Origin of the sequence: Streptomyces sp. NBC_01450 (genome assembly GCF_036227505.1) — a bacterium.
Lineage (GTDB): Bacteria > Actinomycetota > Actinomycetes > Streptomycetales > Streptomycetaceae > Streptomyces.
The window spans coordinates 3,542,304-3,561,542 of record NZ_CP109480.1 but is presented as its reverse complement, the minus strand read 5'-3'; the positions used below and the strand labels follow the sequence as shown (position 1 = coordinate 3,561,542).

Genomic DNA, 19,239 nt, shown 5'->3' with positions numbered 1-19,239 from the left:
GCGAGTCGTCACCGCGGGGCGGGTGCGCGCTGGTAGCGGTGGTCCATGCTGCTCACCCCCCGCACCAGGAACCGTCGTATCAAGGCGGCGCTCCTCGCCTCCGCCGTCTCGGTCTGCCTCGTCGCCGCGAGTGCCCCGTCCCCGGCCGCGCCGCTCGGCATCGGTGACCGCCTCTTCCCGTACCTGGGCAATCCCGGGTACGACGTCAAGGCGTACGACCTCTCCTTCACCTACCCCGGCGTCAACGACAAGCCGCTGGCGGCCGTCACCACGATCGACGCCGTGACGTCCGAGCGGCTCGAGCACGTCAATCTCGACTACGCGCACGGCACGGTGGGATCGGTCGAGGTGAACGGGGCGCCGGCGACGTTCACGAGCGCCGGGGAGGACCTGGTGGTGACGCCCAGGGATCCGGTGCCCGCGGGCGGCTGGATGCGGATCACCGTGCGGCACGCGAGCGACCCGGTCACCACCGGGAACGGGGACGGCGGCTGGGTGCAGACGAAGGACGGCCTCGCCATGGCCAACCAGGCCGACGCCGGGCACCTGGTCTTCCCGTGCAACGACCATCCCTCGGACAAGGCGATGTTCACCATCCACGTCACCGCCCCCGACGGGTACACGGCCGTGGCCAACGGACTGCCCACCGGGGTGGACCGGGCCGGAAAGTCCACGACCTGGACGTACCGCACCTCACATCCCATGGCCACCGAACTCACCCAGGTGTCCATCGGCCGCTCCAGCGTGCTGCACCGCGACGGTCCGCACGGTCTGCCGGTCCGCGATGTCGTGCCCACCAAGGACCGCGAGCTCCTCGAACCGTGGCTCAAGAAGACGCCCGACCAGATCGCCTGGATGGAGAGCAAGGTCGGCCCGTACCCCTTCGAGACCTACGGGCTGCTGATGGCCGAGGCGCGGACCGGCTTCGAACTGGAGACACAGACGCTCTCTCTCTTCGAGAGAGAGATCTTCACGGAGCCCGCGCTGCCGAAGTGGTACGTCGAGTCGATCATGGTGCACGAGCTGTCGCACCAGTGGTTCGGCGACAGCGTCAGCCCCCGCACCTGGTCCGACCTGTGGCTCAACGAGGGCCACGCGACCTGGTACGAGGCCCTGTACGCCGAGGAGAAGGCGGACAAGCCCATGGAGACCCGCATGAAGGCGGCCTACCGCGCCTCCGACAGCTGGCGCGCCGCCGGAGGGCCGCCCGGAGCGCCCAAGGAGCCCAAGCCAGGACAGAAGATCAGCATCTTCCGGCCCAGCGTCTACGACGGGGCCGCGCTCGCCCTGTACGCGCTGCGCCAGGAGATCGGACACCCCGCCTTCGAGCGGCTGGAACGCGCCTGGGTCGCCCTTCACCGGGACGGCACGGCCACGACCGCGGACTTCGAGCGGCTCGCGTCCACTCTCGCGAACCGTGACCTGAGCGGGTTCTTCCGGGCCTGGGTCTACGGCACGAAGACGCCGCCCATGCCCGGTCACCCGGACTGGAAGAGCGACGCCCCGAAGGCACGCAAGGGCGCCTGAGAACTCGCGTGACGAGACGGGCCGTGCCGTGCGAACATCGTCGGGTCGGCGGCGCGGCCCCGCGGAGGGTTGGCCCGGCGGAATCCGGGAATCTCCCGGTGGTCCCGGACGTTCTCGTATGTGACGGGTGGTGTCCGTCGCCGAACAGGTTTCACCAGTGACGCCATCGATACCGGCAGTGACGTATCGGTGTCCCCATCGACGTAAGGATCCAATGACCTCCTCTTCTTCCCCTTCCCAGGACGCGCAGAGCTTCGCGCAGAACTACCCCGAAGGTCTTCGGGCCGATGCCCTGATGGAAGAGGACGTCGCCTGGAGCCACGAGATCGACGGAGAGCGGGACGGCGACCAGTTCGACCGCTCCGAGCGCGCGGCCCTGCGCCGTGTGGCGGGCCTCTCCACCGAGCTCGAGGACGTCACCGAGGTCGAGTACCGACAGCTCCGTCTGGAGCGCGTCGTCCTCGTCGGTGTGTGGACCACGGGAACCATTCAGGACGCGGACAACTCCCTCGCCGAGCTGGCAGCCCTCGCGGAGACCGCGGGCGCGCTCGTGCTCGACGGCGTCGTCCAGCGCCGCGACAAGCCCGACGCGGCCACGTACATCGGATCCGGCAAGGCCAACGAGCTGCGGGACATCGTCCTGGAGACCGGCGCCGACACCGTGATCTGCGACGGTGAGCTGAGCCCCGGCCAGCTGATCCACCTGGAAGACGTCGTCAAGGTCAAGGTCATCGACCGTACGGCCCTGATCCTCGACATCTTCGCCCAGCACGCCAAGTCCCGAGAGGGCAAGGCGCAGGTCGCGCTCGCACAGATGCAGTACATGCTGCCGAGGCTGCGCGGCTGGGGTCAGTCGCTGTCCCGTCAGATGGGCGGCGGCAAGGGCGGCGGCCTCGCCACCCGTGGTCCCGGTGAGACCAAGATCGAGACGGACCGGCGCCGTATCCGCGAGAAGATGGCGAAGATGCGCCGGGAGATCGCGGACATGAAGACCGGCCGCGAGATCAAGCGCCAGGAGCGCCGCAGGAACAAGGTGCCCTCGGTCGCCATCGCCGGCTACACCAACGCGGGCAAGTCCTCCCTGCTCAACCGCCTCACCGGTGCGGGCGTACTGGTCGAGAACGCGCTGTTCGCGACCCTCGACCCGACCGTGCGCCGGGCCGAGACCCCGAGCGGACGGCTGTACACCCTGGCCGACACGGTCGGGTTCGTACGCCACCTGCCGCACCACCTGGTCGAGGCGTTCCGCTCCACGATGGAGGAGGTCGGCGACTCCGACCTGATCCTGCACGTCGTGGACGGCTCGCACCCGGCGCCGGAGGAGCAGCTCGCCGCCGTGCGCGAGGTCATCCGTGACGTCGGCGCGACCGACGTGCCCGAGATCGTGGTGATCAACAAGGCGGACGCGGCCGACCCGCTGGTCCTCCAGCGGCTGATGCGGATCGAGAAGCGCTCCATCGCGGTCTCGGCCCGCACCGGGATGAACATCGACGAGCTGCTCGCGCTCATCGACAACGAGCTGCCCCGTCCCTCGGTCGAGATCGAGGCGCTCGTCCCGTACACGCACGGCAGGCTGGTCGCGCGCGCCCACTCCGAGGGCGAGGTGATCTCCGAGGAGCACACCCCGGAGGGCACCCTGCTCAAGGTGCGGGTGCACGAGGAACTGGCCGCGGACCTCACGCCGTACGTCCCGGCGCCGGTCGCGCTCTAACCCCTCGCTTCCGAGCGACGTACGAAGGCCCGCCCCCTGCGAGAGGGGGCGGGCCTTCGCCGTGGCAAGGTGAGAGCGGCGCGCGGACTCACCGGCCTGCGGATCGTCGGCTCACTGGCTCGCGAACTTCTTGCTCACCGAGTCGTACACACCCTTGGCGACCGCACCCAGGTGCGGACCCGCCAGCCAGCCCGCGCTGACCGGACCGATCGAGGTGTTGGACACCAGGGCGGGCTTGCCGTCCGACCCGGTCGCCACCCAGCCGCCGCCGGACGAACCACCGGTCATGGTGCACCCGATGCGGTACATCGTCGGATCCGCCTTGGCGATCGACAACCGCCCCGGCCGGTCGGTGCACTGATACAGCTTCTGCCCGTCGAACGGAGCCGCCGCCGGGTACCCGGTCGCTGTGATGCTCGAGACCTGCGGCACGGCCGGAGCGTTGAAGTTCACCGGGAGCGCCGAACCGACGGTCTCCTCGAGGGACTTGCCGTTGCCGCCCTTCTCCGGTGTCACATGCAGGACCGCGAAGTCGTACGACGCGCCCTGGCCGCCGGTGGAACCGCCCTGCGCGATCCACTGGTCCGAGGTCTGCGCCCCGTCGCTCCACCAGACGCCGTACGGAGCGACCTCCGTCCTGGCGGCGTTCTGCAGCTGGGCGGACGTCCTGCCGGCGTCGTTGTACGACGGCACGAAGGCGATGTTGCGGTACCAGCCGCCCTTCTTGCCGGCGTGGACACAGTGGCCCGCGGTCCACACGAGGTTCGACTTGCCCGGGTGCGCCGGGTCCTCGACGACGGTCGCCGAGCAGACCATCGTGCCCTCGGGGGAGTCGAAGAACACCTTGCCCGCCTCGGGCACGCTGTCGTGGTAGGCGGCGCTCACGGCCTTCGCGGCCACGGGGGGCGGAGTGGCGTCGGTGACGCCCTGGTCACCGGAGAGGTCGTTCTCGTCGACGCCCTTGTTCTTGTCCGGGTCGTCGGCGCCGCGCATCCGCTCCGGGTCCCACAGCCCCTTGATGATCGGGTTGACGAAGTCGTTGGCCTCGCGCAGCCAGTCGTCCTTGTTCCAGTTCTTCCAGGCGCCGCTCTTCCATTTGTCGATGTCGATCCCGTGCTCTTTGAGCTTGTTCTTGATGTCGTCCGGGATCTTGATCTTGCCGTCGGCGCTCTGGGACGCCGACGCACCGGCCTGGCCGCTCGCGGTGCTGTCACCCGAGTCGCAGCCGGTGGCGGTCAGCGCCAGCGCCGCCGTCAGGCCGACGACGGCCAGTACGGGGGAGGTCTTGCGGCGCGCGTTCCTCCCTCGGCGGGCGGCGAAGGGTGGGCGTATGGATCGCATGGTGTAACTCCCCCTGGACGTAAGAGAACCTGTCAGGATCCGTCGATCCGGAGTCCCTGAGTACGGGACGCAGGTGCGTCGTTCGGTGTCACTGAACGGCACCACACACTATGCGCTCGCTGTGGGGGACATCCCATGGAACGGCAACGGTTCCGTCACGGCAAGGATCTTCGACTCACCCGCTTCCCCGAGCGAGTCGCGTCGTTGGTACGTACGGGGGACCTGCCGTCTGTGCTCGAAGCCCCCCGCCAACTCGCCTCTGGACAGCGGGAGGACCTGAAGTCGTGGCCGTGACCGAGTCTGCGGTGGTACCGGTGGGGCGAGAGCCCGAAGAGACACGGGAGGGCGTGTCCGGGGCGGCACGAGAGAGGTTGCCCGGGACCTCCGAGGGGGCGCGGGAGAGGGTGTCCGGAGCGTCCGAGGGGGCGCGCGCGGCGCACGAGGGGATTCTGCGGCGCCAGTCGGCGCGCGAGTCGGCGGCCCGCACCTATGCGCGCGCTCTGCCGATCGTCCCCGTGCGGGCGCGGGGGCTGACCATCGAGGGCGCGGACGGCCGCCGTTACCTCGACTGTCTCTCCGGCGCGGGCACCCTGGCCCTGGGGCACAACCACCCGGTGGTCCTGGAGGCGATCAGGAAAGTCCTCGACTCCGGGGCACCGCTGCACGTCCTCGACCTGGCCACGCCCGTCAAGGACGCCTTCACCACCGAGCTGTTCCGCACGCTGCCCCCGGAGTTCGCCGCTCGGGCGCGGGTGCAGTTCTGCGGTCCCGCCGGGACGGACGCCGTCGAGGCCGCGTTCAAACTGGTGCGCGCGGCGACCGGACGCACCGGGATGCTCGCGTTCACCGGCGCGTATCACGGGATGACCGCGGGGGCGCTCGAAGCATCCGGGGGCGCGACCGAGGTACGGGTCGCGCGCCTGCCCTATCCCCAGGACTACCGCTGCCCGTTCGGCATCGGCGGTGAACGCGGAGCCGAACTCGCCGCGCGCTGGACCGAGTCCCTGCTCGACGACACCAAGTCCGGCGTACCGCGCCCCGCCGGAATGATCCTCGAACCCGTCCAGGGCGAGGGCGGGGTGATCCCCGCGCCCGACGACTGGATGCGCCGGATGCGCGAGATCACCGCGGCGCGCTCCATCCCCCTGATCGCGGACGAGGTCCAGACCGGCGTCGGGCGCACCGGTGCCTTCTGGGCCGTGGAACACAGCGGGATCACCCCGGACGTGATGGTCCTGTCCAAGGCCATCGGCGGCAGTCTGCCGCTGGCCGTCGTCGTCTACCGCGACGACCTCGACGTCTGGCAACCGGGCGCCCACGCGGGAACGTTCCGGGGCAACCAGCTGGCCATGGCCGCGGGCACGGCGACCCTCGCGTACGTGCGCGAGAACGGACTTGCCGAGCGCGCGGCGACCCTGGGCTCCCGCATGCTCACCCAACTCCGCGGACTTGCGGGCGAGTTTCCCTGCGTCGGTGACGTACGGGGCCGCGGGCTGATGATCGGCGTCGAGCTGGTGGACCCCGAGACACCGTTCGACACCCCCACCGACGGCCCCCGGCCCGCCGCCCCCGAACTCGCCGCCGCCGTGCAGCGCGAGTGTCTGCGCCGCGGTCTGATCGTGGAGCTGGGCGGGCGCCGCGCCAGCGTGGTGCGCCTCCTCCCACCCCTGACGATCAGTGACGAACAGGCGACGGCGGTGCTCGACCGACTGGCGGACGCGGTGGGGGCGGTGGCGCGTGCGGGGCTGGGCGGGACGGCCGGGAACGGTCGGGGTTCCGACTCCGGTGAGCACGCCGGATAGGGCCGGGAACCGCCGCGGGCGGGCCGTACGGAGCCCCGCCCCGACCGGTTTCCCCCCCGGACCAGCCCTCGCCCCGACCGGCTCCACCACGCCGGACCAGCTTCCCGCGCCGTGGCGGTGAGACGCGGACCTCACTCGGACCACCGCCACCGCCACCTCGACCAGAACCACCGCCCTCACCCGGATCGACCAGGAACGCCCAAGGCCCCGCGCACGCCAGTACCGCCCCGGTTCGTCGCCGCACGAGCCTGAACGACCCCACGAGGAACTCTCTTGAACGCGACCCCCGCATCCGACGGCCGTCCCGACACCTACGAGCGAGCGGCCTGCGGCACGCAGACCCCGCTCGTCGCCGGGGCCGACGCGGTCCCCCGGCAGAAGGGAGGGGCCCGGGAGACCGAGCGGCTGCGTGGCGCCACCGCCGACCTCCTGGAGCACCCCGCCGTCCACACCGCGGCCCAGGCGGCGGCGGTCGAGAACCTGCTGCGCTGCTGGGTACGGGAGAACAACCTCGCCGCCCCCACCGACGGCACCCTCCGCATCCCGCTCCCGGCCAGCGGCGTTTCCCTCCTGACGCCGGTCCACTACTGGTCCCCGACCGGCTGGCACCGCTTCGGCCTCCCCTACCTCGCCGACGCCCCCGACGGAGCGCCGCCCGCCGACGCCGTCACCGTGGCGGCGCTGCTCGCACGCCAGGCGGGAACGGGCCTCGGGACGACGAGCACGGCCGTGGTGACCTCGACGCCCGTTGCCGAGAGCGGCCCCGGCGGCGACGGTGCCGACCTGGTCGGCCGTGTCGCCGACTCGGTGCGGCGGACCGTCGTGTTCATCAACGACCGCAGGCAGCGGCCCGCCGACACCCCCGACCTCTTCCTCGCCGCCGAACAAGCACTCGTGCTGGGGCACCCGTGGCACCCCACCCCGAAGAGCCGGGAAGGGCTCTCCGAGGCCGAAGCACGGCTGTACTCACCCGAGCTGCGCGGCTCGTTCCCGCTGCACTGGATGGCGGTCGCCCCCTCGGTCCTGGCGGCCGAGTCGGCGTGGACGGAGCGCGGCCGGCCCGTCCCCGCGCAACTGCTCACCGCGCGGCTGGCCGGAGCCGGGCTGCCCCTGCCCGACGGTTACGCCGCCCTGCCGCTGCACCCCTGGCAGATGGCCGAGGTCCGGCACCGCCCCGAGACCGCGGCCCTGCTCGACGCCGGACTGCTCCGGGACCTCGGCCCGCACGGCTCCGCCTGGCACCCCACCTCCTCCGTCCGCACCCTCTACCGCTCCGGCGCCCCCGCGATGCTCAAGCTGTCGCTGGGCCTGCGCATCACCAACTCCCGCCGGGAGAACCTCCGCAAGGAGCTCCACCGTGGCGTGGAGGTCCACCGTCTGCTGCGCGGCGGCCTGTCCAAGCAGTGGCAGTCGGCCCACCGGGGCTTCGACATCGTCCGCGATCCCGCCTGGCTCGCGGTCAACGCCCCGGACGGCACCCCACTGACCGGGCTCGACGTGATGATCCGCCACAACCCGTTCGGTCCGACGGACGACGCTGGCTGCGTCGCGGGACTCGTCTCCCCCCGGCCCCACGCCCAACCCGGCGCACGCGGCGGGTCCGAGGACCGCCCCGTCATGCGGTCGCGGCTCGCCGAGATCGTCACCCGCCTCGCCGGGCGCACGAGCAAGCCCCGTGGCGCCGTCGCCGCCGAGTGGTTCCTGCGCTACCTGGAGCAGGTCGTACGTCCCGTGCTCTGGCTGGACAGCGAGGCGGGGATCGCGCTGGAGGCACACCAGCAGAACACCCTGCTCGTACTGGACCCCGAGGGCTGGCCCGCGGGCGGCCGCTACCGGGACAACCAGGGCTACTACTTCCGCGCGTCCCGGCGCGCCGAACTGGACGCCCGGCTGCCCGGCATCGGCGAACTCAGCGACACCTTCGTCTCCGACGAGGTCACCGACGAACGCTTCGCCTACTACCTGGCGATCAACAACGTACTCGGCCTCATCGGCGCGTTCGGCTCCCAGCACCTCGCCGACGAACAACTGCTGCTCGCCGCCTTCCGCCGCTTCCTCACCGACGCGGCCTCCGGCCCGGCCCGACTGCGTACACCACTGCCCGCGCGCCTCCTCGACTCGCCCGTCCTGCGCTGCAAGGCCAACCTGCTGACCCGGCTGCACGGCCTCGACGAACTCGTCGGCCCGGTCGACACCCAGTCCGTCTACGTCGCCCTCGCCAACCCGCTCCATTCCTGAGGAAGCCGGGCTCGTCGACCCCCTCCATAACCCCCCTACAACCCCCTCCATTTCCTGAGGAACATGCCCCACCCCGTCTCCTGAGAGGAGCGTCGCCGTGCCTCCCACCGATGCGAGCACCGACGCCGGTACCGCCCCCGTCACCGACCTCGGAGCCGACCCGGGTCCCGGGCCGGGCACGGACAACGAGGACACCCTCGACCTGCGCCTGCCCGACGAGCTCCTCGCGCTCTTCGGCTGCGAGGTCGAGTCGGCCGGGGGCGACGACCTGCTCGACCGCATCGGTGGCTGGGGCCCGATCGCCACTCCCGTGGGCGCCTTCCACCTGGTCCCCGTCCGTGTGGAGCGTGATCTCCCGCTCGTCACCCGCTGGATGAACGACCCCGCCGTCGCCGAGTTCTGGGAGCTGGCAGGACCCGAGTCGGTCGCCGAGGAGCACCTGTGCCGCCAACTCGACGGCGACGGCCGCAGTGTGCCCTGCCTCGGCGTGCTGGACGGCGCCCCGATGAGCTACTGGGAGATCTACCGCGCGGACCTCGATCTCCTGGCCCGGCACTATCCCGCCCGCCCGCACGACACCGGCCTTCACCTCCTCATCGGCGGTGTCGCCGACCGCGGGCGAGGCATCGGCTCCGCCCTGCTCCGAGCCGTCGCCGACCTCGTGCTGGACAAGCGCCCGTCCTGCGCCCGCGTCGTCGCGGAACCCGATCTCCGCAACACCCCCTCCGTCTCGGCCTTCTTGAGCGCGGGCTTCCGGTTCTCCGCCGAGGTCGACCTGCCCGGCAAGCGAGCGGCCCTCATGGTCCGGGACCGGAACCTGCGCGACCTGTTGTAGCGCCCTGACCTTCACCGCACCGCTCGTCCCGATCCGGTTCCCTGTCGAGGAGTCCCCGTGCCGCATCCATCCGCCACCCCGGCCTCCGGAGCGCTGCCCGCCTTGTACGACCCGCCTGAGCTGCGCAAAGACCGATGGGACCAGGCAGGACGCCGACTGCTCGCGAAAATGATCGGTGAGTTCGCACACGAGGAGATCGTCAGACCGGAGCCGCAGCCACATCGGGAGTCGGTGTCGGAGTCGGATCTGGATCCGGAGGCTCAGCGGGGCGCGGAGGGAAAAGGGACCGTCCTCCGCAGCCGGCGCAATCCGGGGACCGGCCTCGATCCCTCCGCCGAACCGGACACCGCGCACCCCTCACCAAACCCCGCCCCCGCCCACCAGAACCTCCCGCGCGAGGACACCGGCCATGCCGACACCCTCCGCCCCTACACCCTCCGCCTCGACGCCGGCGGCAGCCTCTCCTTCCGCGCCCGCCGTGCCTCGTACGACAGTTGGCGCGTCGACCCCGCCTCGCTCACCCTCACCGAGGAGGGCGAGGAGCCGTGCCCCTTCACCGACCCGCTGGGCTTCCTCACCCGGGCCCGCGACACGCTGGAGATCGACGGCGCGACGCTCGGCCACGTGGTCCGTGAGCTCAGTACGACGCTCGCCGCGGACACCCGCCTCGACCGCGACGCCCGTACGGCGGCCGAACTGGCCGACCTCGACTATGCGGAGCTGGAGGGCCACCAGACCGGCCACCCCTGGATCGTGCTGAACAAGGGCCGCCTCGGCTTCTCCGCGACGGACGCCGCCGACTGGGCACCGGAGGCCCGCAGGGCGACGCCGATCCCCTGGATCGCGGTGCACACCACGCTCGCCACCTACCGAGGCGTCCAGAGCCTCCACTCCGCCGAACAGCTCTACGCGCGCGAACTCGCCCCCGCCACACGGGAGTCCTTCGACGGGGTACTACGCGCGCGTGGGCTCATCCCGGAGTCGTACCTCTATCTGCCCGTGCACCCCTGGCAGTGGGACGATGTGGTGCTGCCGCTGTTCGCGCCCTCCGTAGCCGCCGGGGCGATCGTGCCGCTGCCCTCCGACGGCGACCTGCGGCTGCCCCAGCAGTCGATCCGTACGTTCCTCAACGTCTCGCACCCGGACCGGCACACGGTGAAACTGCCGCTTTCCGTGCTCAACACCCTGGTCTGGCGCGGCCTGCCGACGGAACGCACCCTGGCGGCGCCCGCCGTCACCGCCTGGATGCACGCGTTAAGGGACGCCGACCCGTTCCTGCGGGACACCTGTGGGGTGATCCTGCTCGGCGAGGTCGCCTCGGTGACGGTGAACCACCCCGTGTACGACGCCCTCCCCGAAGTGCCCTATCAGTACAAGGAGTTGCTCGGCGCGATCTGGCGCGAGCCGGTCTCCCGCCATCTGGCGCCCGGTGAACGCGCCCGTACCCTGGCGGCGCTCCTGCACACCGACCCGGACGGCCGCGCCTTCACGGCGGAGCTCGTCGCCCGCTCGGGCCTCGCCCCCAATGTCTGGCTGCGCCGTCTCTTCGCCGCGCTCCTGCCGCCGCTGCTGCACTTCCTCTATCGGTACGGCACGGTATTCAGCCCCCATGGGGAGAACGCGATCGTCGTCTTCGACGACCACGACGTCCCCGTCCGGCTCGCGGTGAAGGACTTCGTGGACGACGTCAACGTGAGCGCGGAGCCCCTGCCCGAGCACGCGTCCATGCCGGACGACGTACGGAACGTACTGCTGACCGAGCCGCCGGCGTTCCTGACCCAGTTCATCCACTCCGGACTCTTCGTGGGGGTCTTCCGCTATCTCGCACCGCTCTGCGAGGAACAACTGGGCGTTCCGGAGGCCGAGTTCTGGTCGCTCGTCCGGGCGCAGATCGTCCGTCACCAGGCGCGCTTCCCCGAGCTCAAGGAGCGCTACGAGATGTTCGACCTGCTCACTCCACGGATCGAGCGCCTGTGCCTGAACCGCAACCGACTGCATCTCGACGGCTACCGCGACCGGCCCGAGCGCCCGCACGCCGCGGTACACGGTACGGTCCCGAACCCCCTCCACCGGCCTTGATCATCCACCCCGTTCTCGTTCTCGTTCTCGTACTCGTCTTGATCGCGTCCGTCGTCCGGGCCTTGATCGCCCGATTGTCAGTGGCGCCCCGTAGGCTGGCAACGCTATGACAGAGCCCTCACTCCCCGAACTCCTGCATGCCGCCGTCACCGCTGTCGGCGGTACGGAGCGCCCTGGCCAGGTGACCATGGCCGAAGCCGTCGCGGGTGCCATCGACGACAGCTCCCACCTGCTGGTCCAGGCGGGCACCGGCACCGGAAAGTCGCTCGGATACCTCGTGCCCGCGCTCGCCCACGGGGAGCGGGTCGTCGTGGCGACCGCCACCCTGGCGCTCCAGCGCCAGCTCGTAGAGCGCGATCTTCCGCGGACGGTCGACGCGCTGCACCCGCTGCTGCGCCGCCGCCCGGAGTTCGCGATGCTCAAGGGCCGGTCGAACTATCTGTGTCTGCACCGGCTGCACGAGGGCGTGCCGCAGGACGAGGAGGACGGCCTCTTCGACCAGTTCGAGGCGGCCGCGCCCACCAGCAAGCTGGGCCAGGACCTGCTGCGGCTGCGGGACTGGTCGGACGAGACCGAGACCGGAGACCGGGACGACCTCACACCTGGTGTCTCCGACCGCGCGTGGGCCCAGGTGTCCGTTTCGTCCCGTGAGTGCCTGGGCGCCAGTAAATGCGCCTATGGAGCGGAGTGCTTCGCGGAGATGGCCCGCGAGCGGGCCAAGCTCGCCGAGGTCGTCGTCACCAACCACGCGCTGCTCGCGATCGACGCCATCGAGGGCGCGCCGGTCCTCCCGCAGCACGAGGTGCTGATCGTCGACGAGGCCCATGAGCTGGTCTCCCGGGTCACCGGTGTCGTCACGGGCGAGCTCACGCCCGGCCAGGTCAACCGCGCGGTGCGCCGCGCCGCGAAGCTCGTCAACGAGAAGGCGGCCGATCAGCTCCAGACCGCCGCCGAGGGCTTCGAGCGGCTGATGGAGCTCGCGCTCCCGGGCCGCCTTGAGGAGATCCCGGAGGATCTCGGATACGCGCTGATGGCACTGCGCGACGCCGCTCGTACGGTGATCTCGGCGATCGGCTCGACCCGCGACAAGTCCGTCCAGGACGAGGACTCCGTCCGCAAGCAGGCTCTCGCCTCGGTGGAGTCGGTGCACGATGTCGCCGAGCGGATCACCAACGGCTCCGAATGGGACGTCGTCTGGTACGAGCGCCACGACCGCTTCGGCGCCTCGCTCCGGGTCGCCCCCATGTCGGTCTCCGGCCTGCTCAGAGAGAAGCTCTTCGCGGACCGCTCCGTCGTCCTGACGTCCGCCACCCTGAAGCTCGGCGGCGACTTCAACGGAGTGGGGGCGTCGCTGGGACTCGCCCCGGAGGGCACCGAGGGTGACGACTTCCCGCAGTGGAAGGGCGTCGACGTCGGCTCGCCCTTCGACTATCCCAAGCAGGGCATTCTGTACGTGGCCAAGCACCTGTCCCGCCCCGCGCGTGACGGCGACCGCGCGGACATGCTGGACGAGCTCACCGAGCTGATCCAGGCTGCGGGGGGTCGCACGCTGGGGTTGTTCTCCTCGATGCGGGCCGCTCAGCTCGCGGCGGAGGAGCTGCGCTCGCGCATCCCCGAGTACCCCATCCTGCTGCAGGGCGAGGAGACGCTCGGCGAGCTGATCAAGAACTTCGCGGCCGACCCCAAGACCTGCCTCTTCGGCACCCTTTCGCTCTGGCAGGGCGTCGATGTCCCCGGGCCCAGTTGCCAGCTGGTCGTCATGGACAAGATCCCGTTCCCGCGCCCCGACGACCCGCTGATGAGCGCCCGCCAGAAGGCCGTCGAGGACAACGGCGGCAATGGCTTCATGGCCGTCGCCGCGACCCACGCCGCGCTGTTGATGGCCCAGGGCGCCGGCCGCCTCGTGCGGGCCACGGGGGACCGGGGTGTGGTGGCCGTACTGGACCAGCGCCTCGCGACGGCGCGCTACGGCAGTTACCTCAAGGCCTCCCTGCCCGACTTCTGGTACACCACGGACCGAAACCAGGTACGCCGGTCCCTCACCGCGATCGACGCGACGGCACGGAAGGCCGAGGAGACGGTGGGAGCGGGGGAGACGGAGGAGGCGTAGGCCTTCCCCGCGGGGGCGGGGGGCTGAGGGGACCCGCGCACTCGGCCCGAGGCGGGCCTGCCCGGGTGCCCCTACGGGCGATTCGCTCCGCCTCGGATGCCCCTCCGGCCAAACAACACCACCCGCACGGCCACACCCGGGCCCCGCGAAGACGCCCGCCCTGTGGGCGCCCCAGGTGTCGTGCGTGCTCTCAGACTCGGGATCTCCGCCCCGACCCCACCGTTGATCCTCCCGGCACCCGCGCATGCGGCCCGGCACCCGCGCATGCGGCCCGGCACCCGCGCATGCGGCCGGGCACCCGCGTATGTGGCCGAGGGCCCGCGTATGTCGCCAGGTGTCCGCGCATGCCGTCCGGTGTCCGCACACGTGGTGCGGGCCCCGCGCATGCCGTCCGACGCCTGCGCATATCGCTCGGCGCCCGCGCCATATCCCTCGGCTTCTGTGGACGATCCTCCCGCCCCCTCGGCGAGCGAATCCCCTTCAGGGGCGCGTACTCGTCGGGGCGGACCATCTCTGGACGCCGCGCATGCTGCCCCCGTCTGACCCCCGGAGGGCAACGCGCAGGGCCCCGGAACCGGCGCAGGTGGTCCCGGGGCCCGGTCAAGGGCGGGGCGGGGTGTCCCGCCCGGCGTGTGCTGTCACACGCGCCGCAGCACCGCCACCACCTTGCCCAGGATGGTCGCCTCGTCGCCGGGAATCGGCTGGTAGGCGGCGTTGTGCGGGAGGAGCCATACGTGGCCGTCCTCGCGCTTGAACCGCTTCACCGTGGCCTCGCCGTCGAGCATGGCGGCCACGATGTCGCCGTTCTCCGCGACCGGCTGACGGCGGACCGTCACCCAGTCCCCGTCGCAGATGGCGGCCTCGATCATCGAGTCACCGACGACCTTGAGGACGAACAGCTCGCCGTCGCCGACCAGCTGCCGGGGGAGGGGGAAGACGTCCTCCACCGACTCCTCGGCCAGGATCGGGCCACCGGCGGCGATACGGCCGACGAGCGGGACGTACGACGCGGCCGGCTTGCCCGCCGTGTCCGTGGGCTGTGCCGAGGACTGGTCGGAGCCCCGGACCTCGTACGCCCGCGGTCGGTGCGGGTCGCGGCGCAGGAAGCCCTTGCGCTCCAGTGCCATCAGCTGATGGGCGACAGAGGAGGTGCTGGAGAGGCCGACAGCCTGTCCGATCTCCCGCATCGACGGCGGGTAGCCGCGCCGCTGCACGGAGTCCCTGATGACCTCGATCACCCGGCGTTGCCTGTCGGTTAGTCCCGAGCTGTCGGCGCGGATGCCTGGAGGTCGCCCTGGCAGGGAGCGCTTGGGCCCCTCAATATTCGTGGCTTCGTTCATCGCATGCACCGGCTCGAGTCGGCCCTGGGAGCGGTCCTGGGCAGTGATGGTGGCACTGTCTGCGGTGGTGGTCACGTCGGCCCCTCTCGATGGTCTCCCTGCTGGACAACGGTAGTTGCTTTCGAAAGGTTGCGCCAAACACACGTTCGAGTGAAAAATCGCGGATTGTCTGTCGTGATCATGTGTCTGGGTGTATGGCTCACGCTGCATCCGGCGGACAAAAGGGCCCATTGCTGTACTCTTCACCGCCGGGGCGCTGGCCGTGCCGACAGTCGCAGGCCGCGGCCCAGTCTGCCATCCGACGCCCCGTCGGCCGGGTACCGGCCCCCTTCGGCGCGCTGACCACGGTATCTCCGTGTGTCCGGGATCGGTATGGCCGTGCGGCACATGCCGTCACGCGTGCGACACGCGCATCCTGGGCGAATTTTCGGTTCGATCCCCACATCTAGTGGTTGGATTGCTACAGCAGCCCAGAAGTTGTGGTCCCCCGGGTCTTCGAGCCTCCAGCCATCGCCTATGCTTGGGGCTGCTTCGAGGGGCCCGTGAGGTCTCACGAGGTCTATGAGTCGTGCTGTGAAGGAGGGTTGGAGCCATGCACTGCCCCTTCTGCAGGCACCCCGACAGCCGCGTCGTCGACAGTCGTACGACCGATGACGGCACGTCGATCCGCAGGCGCCGCCAGTGCCCCGACTGCTCCCGTCGTTTCACGACGGTGGAGACGTGTTCGCTGATGGTGGTCAAGCGGTCCGGCGTCACCGAACCGTTCAGTCGTACCAAGGTCATCAACGGCGTGCGCAAGGCGTGCCAGGGGCGGCCCGTCACCGAGGACGCGCTCGCCCAGCTCGGCCAGCGGGTCGAGGAGGCGGTGCGGGCCACCGGAAGCGCCGAGCTGACCACCCATGACGTGGGTCTGGCCATACTCGGCCCGTTGCAGGAGCTCGACCTTGTCGCCTATCTGCGGTTCGCGTCCGTGTACCGGGCGTTCGACTCGCTCGAGGACTTCGAGGCCGCCATCGTGGAACTCAGGGAAGAGACGGGGCGGCGCCCCGCCGCGGACGAGGAAGACGCGGGCGAGGCGGATGTGAACGTGGCAGCCGCGGACGCGCAGCGCCCGGAAAGTGATCGCGGGACCGGAGGGACTGTCCACGTCCCCGTGCCCGCCAACGCCGCCGACTGACGGAAGGGCCGACTCGCGTCGGCCCCCCATCGGTGGCGACCAAAGACCTGTTGCGGGCGGCCGCGTGGCGGCGCGCGCAGCACCAGACACACACCGTGCCATGGGAAGAACGTGGCACTTCAGGGCGTTTTAGCCCGATACAGGGAGGCGGCATGACAGAGACGGCGAGCGGTCCGGCACGAGGTTCCCGCGCCAAGGGCACCAAGGCCACCAAGGGACTGCGCATCGAGCGCATCCACACCACCCCCGGCGTGCACCCGTACGACGAGGTGGAGTGGGAGCGCCGTGACGTCGTCATGACCAACTGGCGCGACGGCTCGGTCAATTTCGAGCAGCGTGGCGTCGAGTTCCCCGGCTTCTGGTCGGTGAACGCGGTCAACATCGTCACCAGCAAGTACTTCCGCGGTGCTGTGGGTACCCCGCAGCGAGAGGTGAGCCTCAGGCAGCTCATCGACCGCATCGTGAAGACGTACCGGAAGGCCGGTGAGGACTACAAGTACTTCGCCTCGCCCGCCGACGCCGAGATCTTCGAGCACGAGCTGGCGTACGCCCTCCTGCACCAGATCTTCAGCTTCAACAGCCCGGTCTGGTTCAACGTCGGGACGCCTCAGCCCCAGCAGGTCTCGGCCTGCTTCATCCTGTCCGTCGACGACTCCATGGAGTCGATCCTCGACTGGTACAAGGAAGAGGGCATGATCTTCAAGGGCGGCTCCGGCGCCGGCCTGAACCTCTCGCGTATCCGCTCCTCCAAGGAGCTCCTGTCCTCGGGCGGCAACGCCTCGGGTCCCGTCTCCTTCATGCGCGGTGCCGACGCCTCCGCAGGAACGATCAAGTCGGGCGGCGCCACGCGCCGCGCGGCCAAGATGGTCATCCTCGACGTCGACCACCCCGACATCGAGGACTTCATCGAGACCAAGGTCAAGGAGGAGGAGAAGATCCGCGCCCTCCGTGACGCGGGCTTCGACATGGACCTGGGCGGCGACGACATCACGTCCGTCCAGTACCAGAACGCCAACAACTCGGTCCGTGTGAACGACACGTTCATGAAGGCGGTCGAGGCGGGCGGCAAGTTCGGTCTCACCTCCCGTATGACCGGCGAGGTCATCGAGGAGGTCGAGGCCAAGGCGCTCTTCCGCAAGATGGCCGAGGCCGCCTGGGCCTGCGCCGACCCGGGCATCCAGTACGACGACACGATCAACCGCTGGCACACGTGCCCGGAGTCCGGCCGTATCAACGGCTCGAACCCCTGCAGCGAGTACATGCACCTGGACAACACGTCCTGCAACCTCGCCTCGCTGAACCTGATGAAGTTCCTCAAGGACGACGGCAAGGGCCACCAGTCCTTCGAGGTCGAGCGCTTCGCCAAGGTCGTCGAGCTGGTCATCACCGCGATGGACATCTCGATCTGCTTCGCGGACTTCCCGACCCAGAAGATCGGCGAGAACACCCGCGCCTTCCGTCAGCTGGGCATCGGCTACGCCAACCTGGGCGCCCTCCTGATGGCGACCGGACACGCGTACGACTCCGACGGCGGTCGCGCCCTCGCGGGTGCCATCACCTCCCTGATGACCGGCACCTCGTACAAGCGTTCCGCCGAGCTCGCCGCGGTCGTCGGCGCGTACGACGGCTACGCCCGCAACGCGCAGCCGCACCAGCGCGTCATGAAGCAGCACTCCGACGCCAACGCCGTGGCCGTCCGCGTGGACGACCTGGACACGCCGATCTGGGCCGCCGCCACGGAGGCCTGGCAGGACGTGCTGCACCTCGGTGAGAAGAACGGCTTCCGCAACGCGCAGGCCTCGGTCATCGCCCCGACCGGCACCATCGGTCTCGCGATGTCCTGCGACACCACCGGCCTCGAGCCCGACCTTGCGCTGGTCAAGTTCAAGAAGCTGGTCGGCGGCGGTTCGATGCAGATCGTCAACGGCACCGTTCCGCAGGCCCTGCGCCGCCTGGGCTACCAGGAGGAGCAGATCGAGGCGATCGTCGCCCACATCGCCGAGAACGGCAATGTGATCGACGCCCCGAGCCTCAAGCACGAGCACTACGAGGTCTTCGACTGCGCCATGGGCGAGCGCTCCATCTCCGCGATGGGCCACGTCCGCATGATGGCCGCGATCCAGCCCTGGATCTCCGGTGCGCTCTCCAAGACGGTCAACCTGCCGGAGACGGCGACCGTCGAGGACGTCGAAGAGGTCTACTTCGAGGCGTGGAAGATGGGCGTCAAGGCGCTCGCGATCTACCGCGACAACTGCAAGGTCGGCCAGCCCCTCTCCGCCAAGACCAAGGAGAAGGAGAAGTCCGCGACCGACGCTGTCACCGCCAAGGCCGAGGCGACCATCCGCGAGACGGTCGAGAAGGTCGTCGAGTACCGCCCGGTCCGCAAGCGCCTGCCCAAGGGTCGCCCCGGCATCACCACCTCCTTCACGGTGGGTGGCGCCGAGGGTTACATGACCGCCAACTCCTACCCGGACGACGGTCTCGGCGAGGTCTTCCTGAAGATGTCGAAGCAGGGCTCCACCCTCGCGGGAATGATGGACGCCTTCTCGATCGCGGTCTCCGTGGGTCTGCAGTACGGCGTGCCCCTGGAGACGTACGTCTCGAAGTTCACGAACATGCGCTTCGAGCCGGCCGGTATGACGGACGACCCGGACGTGCGGATGGCGCAGTCGATCGTCGACTACATCTTCCGTCGCCTGGCGCTGGACTTCCTGCCCTTCGAGACCCGCTCCGCGCTCGGCATCCACTCCGCCGAGGAGCGTCAGCGGCACCTGGAGACGGGCTCCTACGAGCCTTCCGACGATGTCGACATGGACGTCGAGGGCCTGGCCCAGTCCGCGCCCCGTGCGCAGGAGCTGAAGGCCGTCGCCACCCCGAAGATCGAGGTCGAGGCGGCGAAGCCCGCCCCGAGGCAGGCCCACACCAGTGCCGAACTGGTGGAGATGCAGCTGGGTATCCAGGCGGACGCCCCCCTGTGCTTCTCCTGCGGTACGAAGATGCAGCGGGCCGGCTCCTGCTACATCTGCGAGGGCTGCGGCTCGACCAGCGGTTGCAGCTGATCTGAAGCCCTGAAGGGCGG

General features: G+C 70.3%; 11 protein-coding genes. 9 read left to right on the top strand and 2 right to left on the bottom strand.

Features of this window, described 5'->3' with window-relative positions; translation table 11 throughout:
• The first annotated feature begins 45 nt into the window (after nt 1-45).
• Together OG568_RS15880 and hflX are read left to right on the top strand one after the other, a co-directional pair.
• Nucleotides 46-1,527, top strand: coding sequence for a M1 family metallopeptidase (locus OG568_RS15880; protein ID WP_329532052.1), 1,482 nt, complete (start codon nt 46-48; stop codon nt 1,525-1,527).
• Between the two features lie 214 nt (nt 1,528-1,741).
• Entirely contained in the window at nt 1,742-3,238 is a 1,497-nt protein-coding gene (hflX, locus tag OG568_RS15875) for a GTPase HflX (protein WP_329532051.1), read from the top strand.
• 111 nt (nt 3,239-3,349) lie between these two features.
• Here hflX and OG568_RS15870 read toward each other — a convergent pair whose 3' ends face one another.
• Nucleotides 3,350-4,579 (bottom strand): trypsin-like serine peptidase, encoded by a 1,230-nt coding sequence (locus tag OG568_RS15870; RefSeq protein WP_329532050.1) that lies wholly within the window; start codon nt 4,577-4,579, stop codon nt 3,350-3,352.
• Nucleotides 4,580-4,983: 404 nt separating this feature from the next.
• Between OG568_RS15870 and OG568_RS15865 the strand changes: the two genes are divergently transcribed.
• From OG568_RS15865 to OG568_RS15845, 5 genes are all read left to right on the top strand, one after another.
• Nucleotides 4,984-6,381: a diaminobutyrate--2-oxoglutarate transaminase family protein gene (locus tag OG568_RS15865; RefSeq protein WP_329532049.1), complete on the top strand. Its 1,398-nt coding sequence runs from the start codon at nt 4,984-4,986 to the stop codon at nt 6,379-6,381.
• A 273-nt stretch (nt 6,382-6,654) separates the two neighbouring features.
• On the top strand, nt 6,655-8,619 hold the full coding sequence (locus tag OG568_RS15860) for an IucA/IucC family protein (RefSeq protein WP_329532048.1): 1,965 nt from the start codon (nt 6,655-6,657) through the stop codon (nt 8,617-8,619).
• Nucleotides 8,620-8,716: 97 nt separating this feature from the next.
• The gene (locus OG568_RS15855; RefSeq protein WP_266586507.1) at nt 8,717-9,454 is read left to right on the top strand and encodes a GNAT family N-acetyltransferase; all 738 of its coding nucleotides are present in this window, start codon (nt 8,717-8,719) and stop codon (nt 9,452-9,454) included.
• Between the two features lie 57 nt (nt 9,455-9,511).
• Nucleotides 9,512-11,533: an IucA/IucC family protein gene (locus OG568_RS15850; protein WP_329532047.1), complete on the top strand. Its 2,022-nt coding sequence runs from the start codon at nt 9,512-9,514 to the stop codon at nt 11,531-11,533.
• A gap of 106 nt (nt 11,534-11,639) precedes the next feature.
• Nucleotides 11,640-13,643 carry an ATP-dependent DNA helicase gene (locus OG568_RS15845; protein ID WP_329532046.1) on the top strand — a complete coding sequence of 668 codons (2,004 nt, stop codon included), beginning with the start codon at nt 11,640-11,642 and terminating at the stop codon, nt 13,641-13,643.
• Nucleotides 13,644-14,281: 638 nt separating this feature from the next.
• Here OG568_RS15845 and lexA read toward each other — a convergent pair.
• A complete protein-coding gene (gene lexA / locus OG568_RS15840; RefSeq protein WP_266430282.1) occupies nt 14,282-15,058 on the bottom strand; it encodes a transcriptional repressor LexA in 777 nt (258 codons plus the stop codon).
• Nucleotides 15,059-15,575: 517 nt separating this feature from the next.
• On the opposite strand from lexA, the gene nrdR reads away from it, so the two are divergent.
• Nucleotides 15,576-16,160, top strand: coding sequence for a transcriptional regulator NrdR (gene nrdR, locus OG568_RS15835; RefSeq protein ID WP_266430280.1), 585 nt, complete (start codon nt 15,576-15,578; stop codon nt 16,158-16,160).
• A 152-nt stretch (nt 16,161-16,312) separates the two neighbouring features.
• Nucleotides 16,313-19,219 (top strand): vitamin B12-dependent ribonucleotide reductase, encoded by a 2,907-nt coding sequence (locus tag OG568_RS15830; protein WP_329532045.1) that lies wholly within the window; start codon nt 16,313-16,315, stop codon nt 19,217-19,219.
• The last annotated feature ends 20 nt before the right edge of the window (nt 19,220-19,239 follow it).

Excerpts from the sequence above, each read along its gene's own strand:
- OG568_RS15880 (WP_329532052.1), top strand. The coding sequence starts at position 46 with ATGCTGCTCACCCCCCGCACCAGGAACCGTCGTATCAAGGCGGCGCTC.
- hflX (WP_329532051.1), top strand. The coding sequence starts at position 1,742 with ATGACCTCCTCTTCTTCCCCTTCCCAGGACGCGCAGAGCTTCGCGCAG.
- OG568_RS15870 (WP_329532050.1), bottom strand. The coding sequence starts at position 4,579 with ATGCGATCCATACGCCCACCCTTCGCCGCCCGCCGAGGGAGGAACGCG.
- OG568_RS15845 (WP_329532046.1), top strand. The coding sequence starts at position 11,640 with ATGACAGAGCCCTCACTCCCCGAACTCCTGCATGCCGCCGTCACCGCT.
- nrdR (WP_266430280.1), top strand. The coding sequence starts at position 15,576 with ATGCACTGCCCCTTCTGCAGGCACCCCGACAGCCGCGTCGTCGACAGT.
- OG568_RS15830 (WP_329532045.1), top strand. The coding sequence starts at position 16,313 with ATGACAGAGACGGCGAGCGGTCCGGCACGAGGTTCCCGCGCCAAGGGC.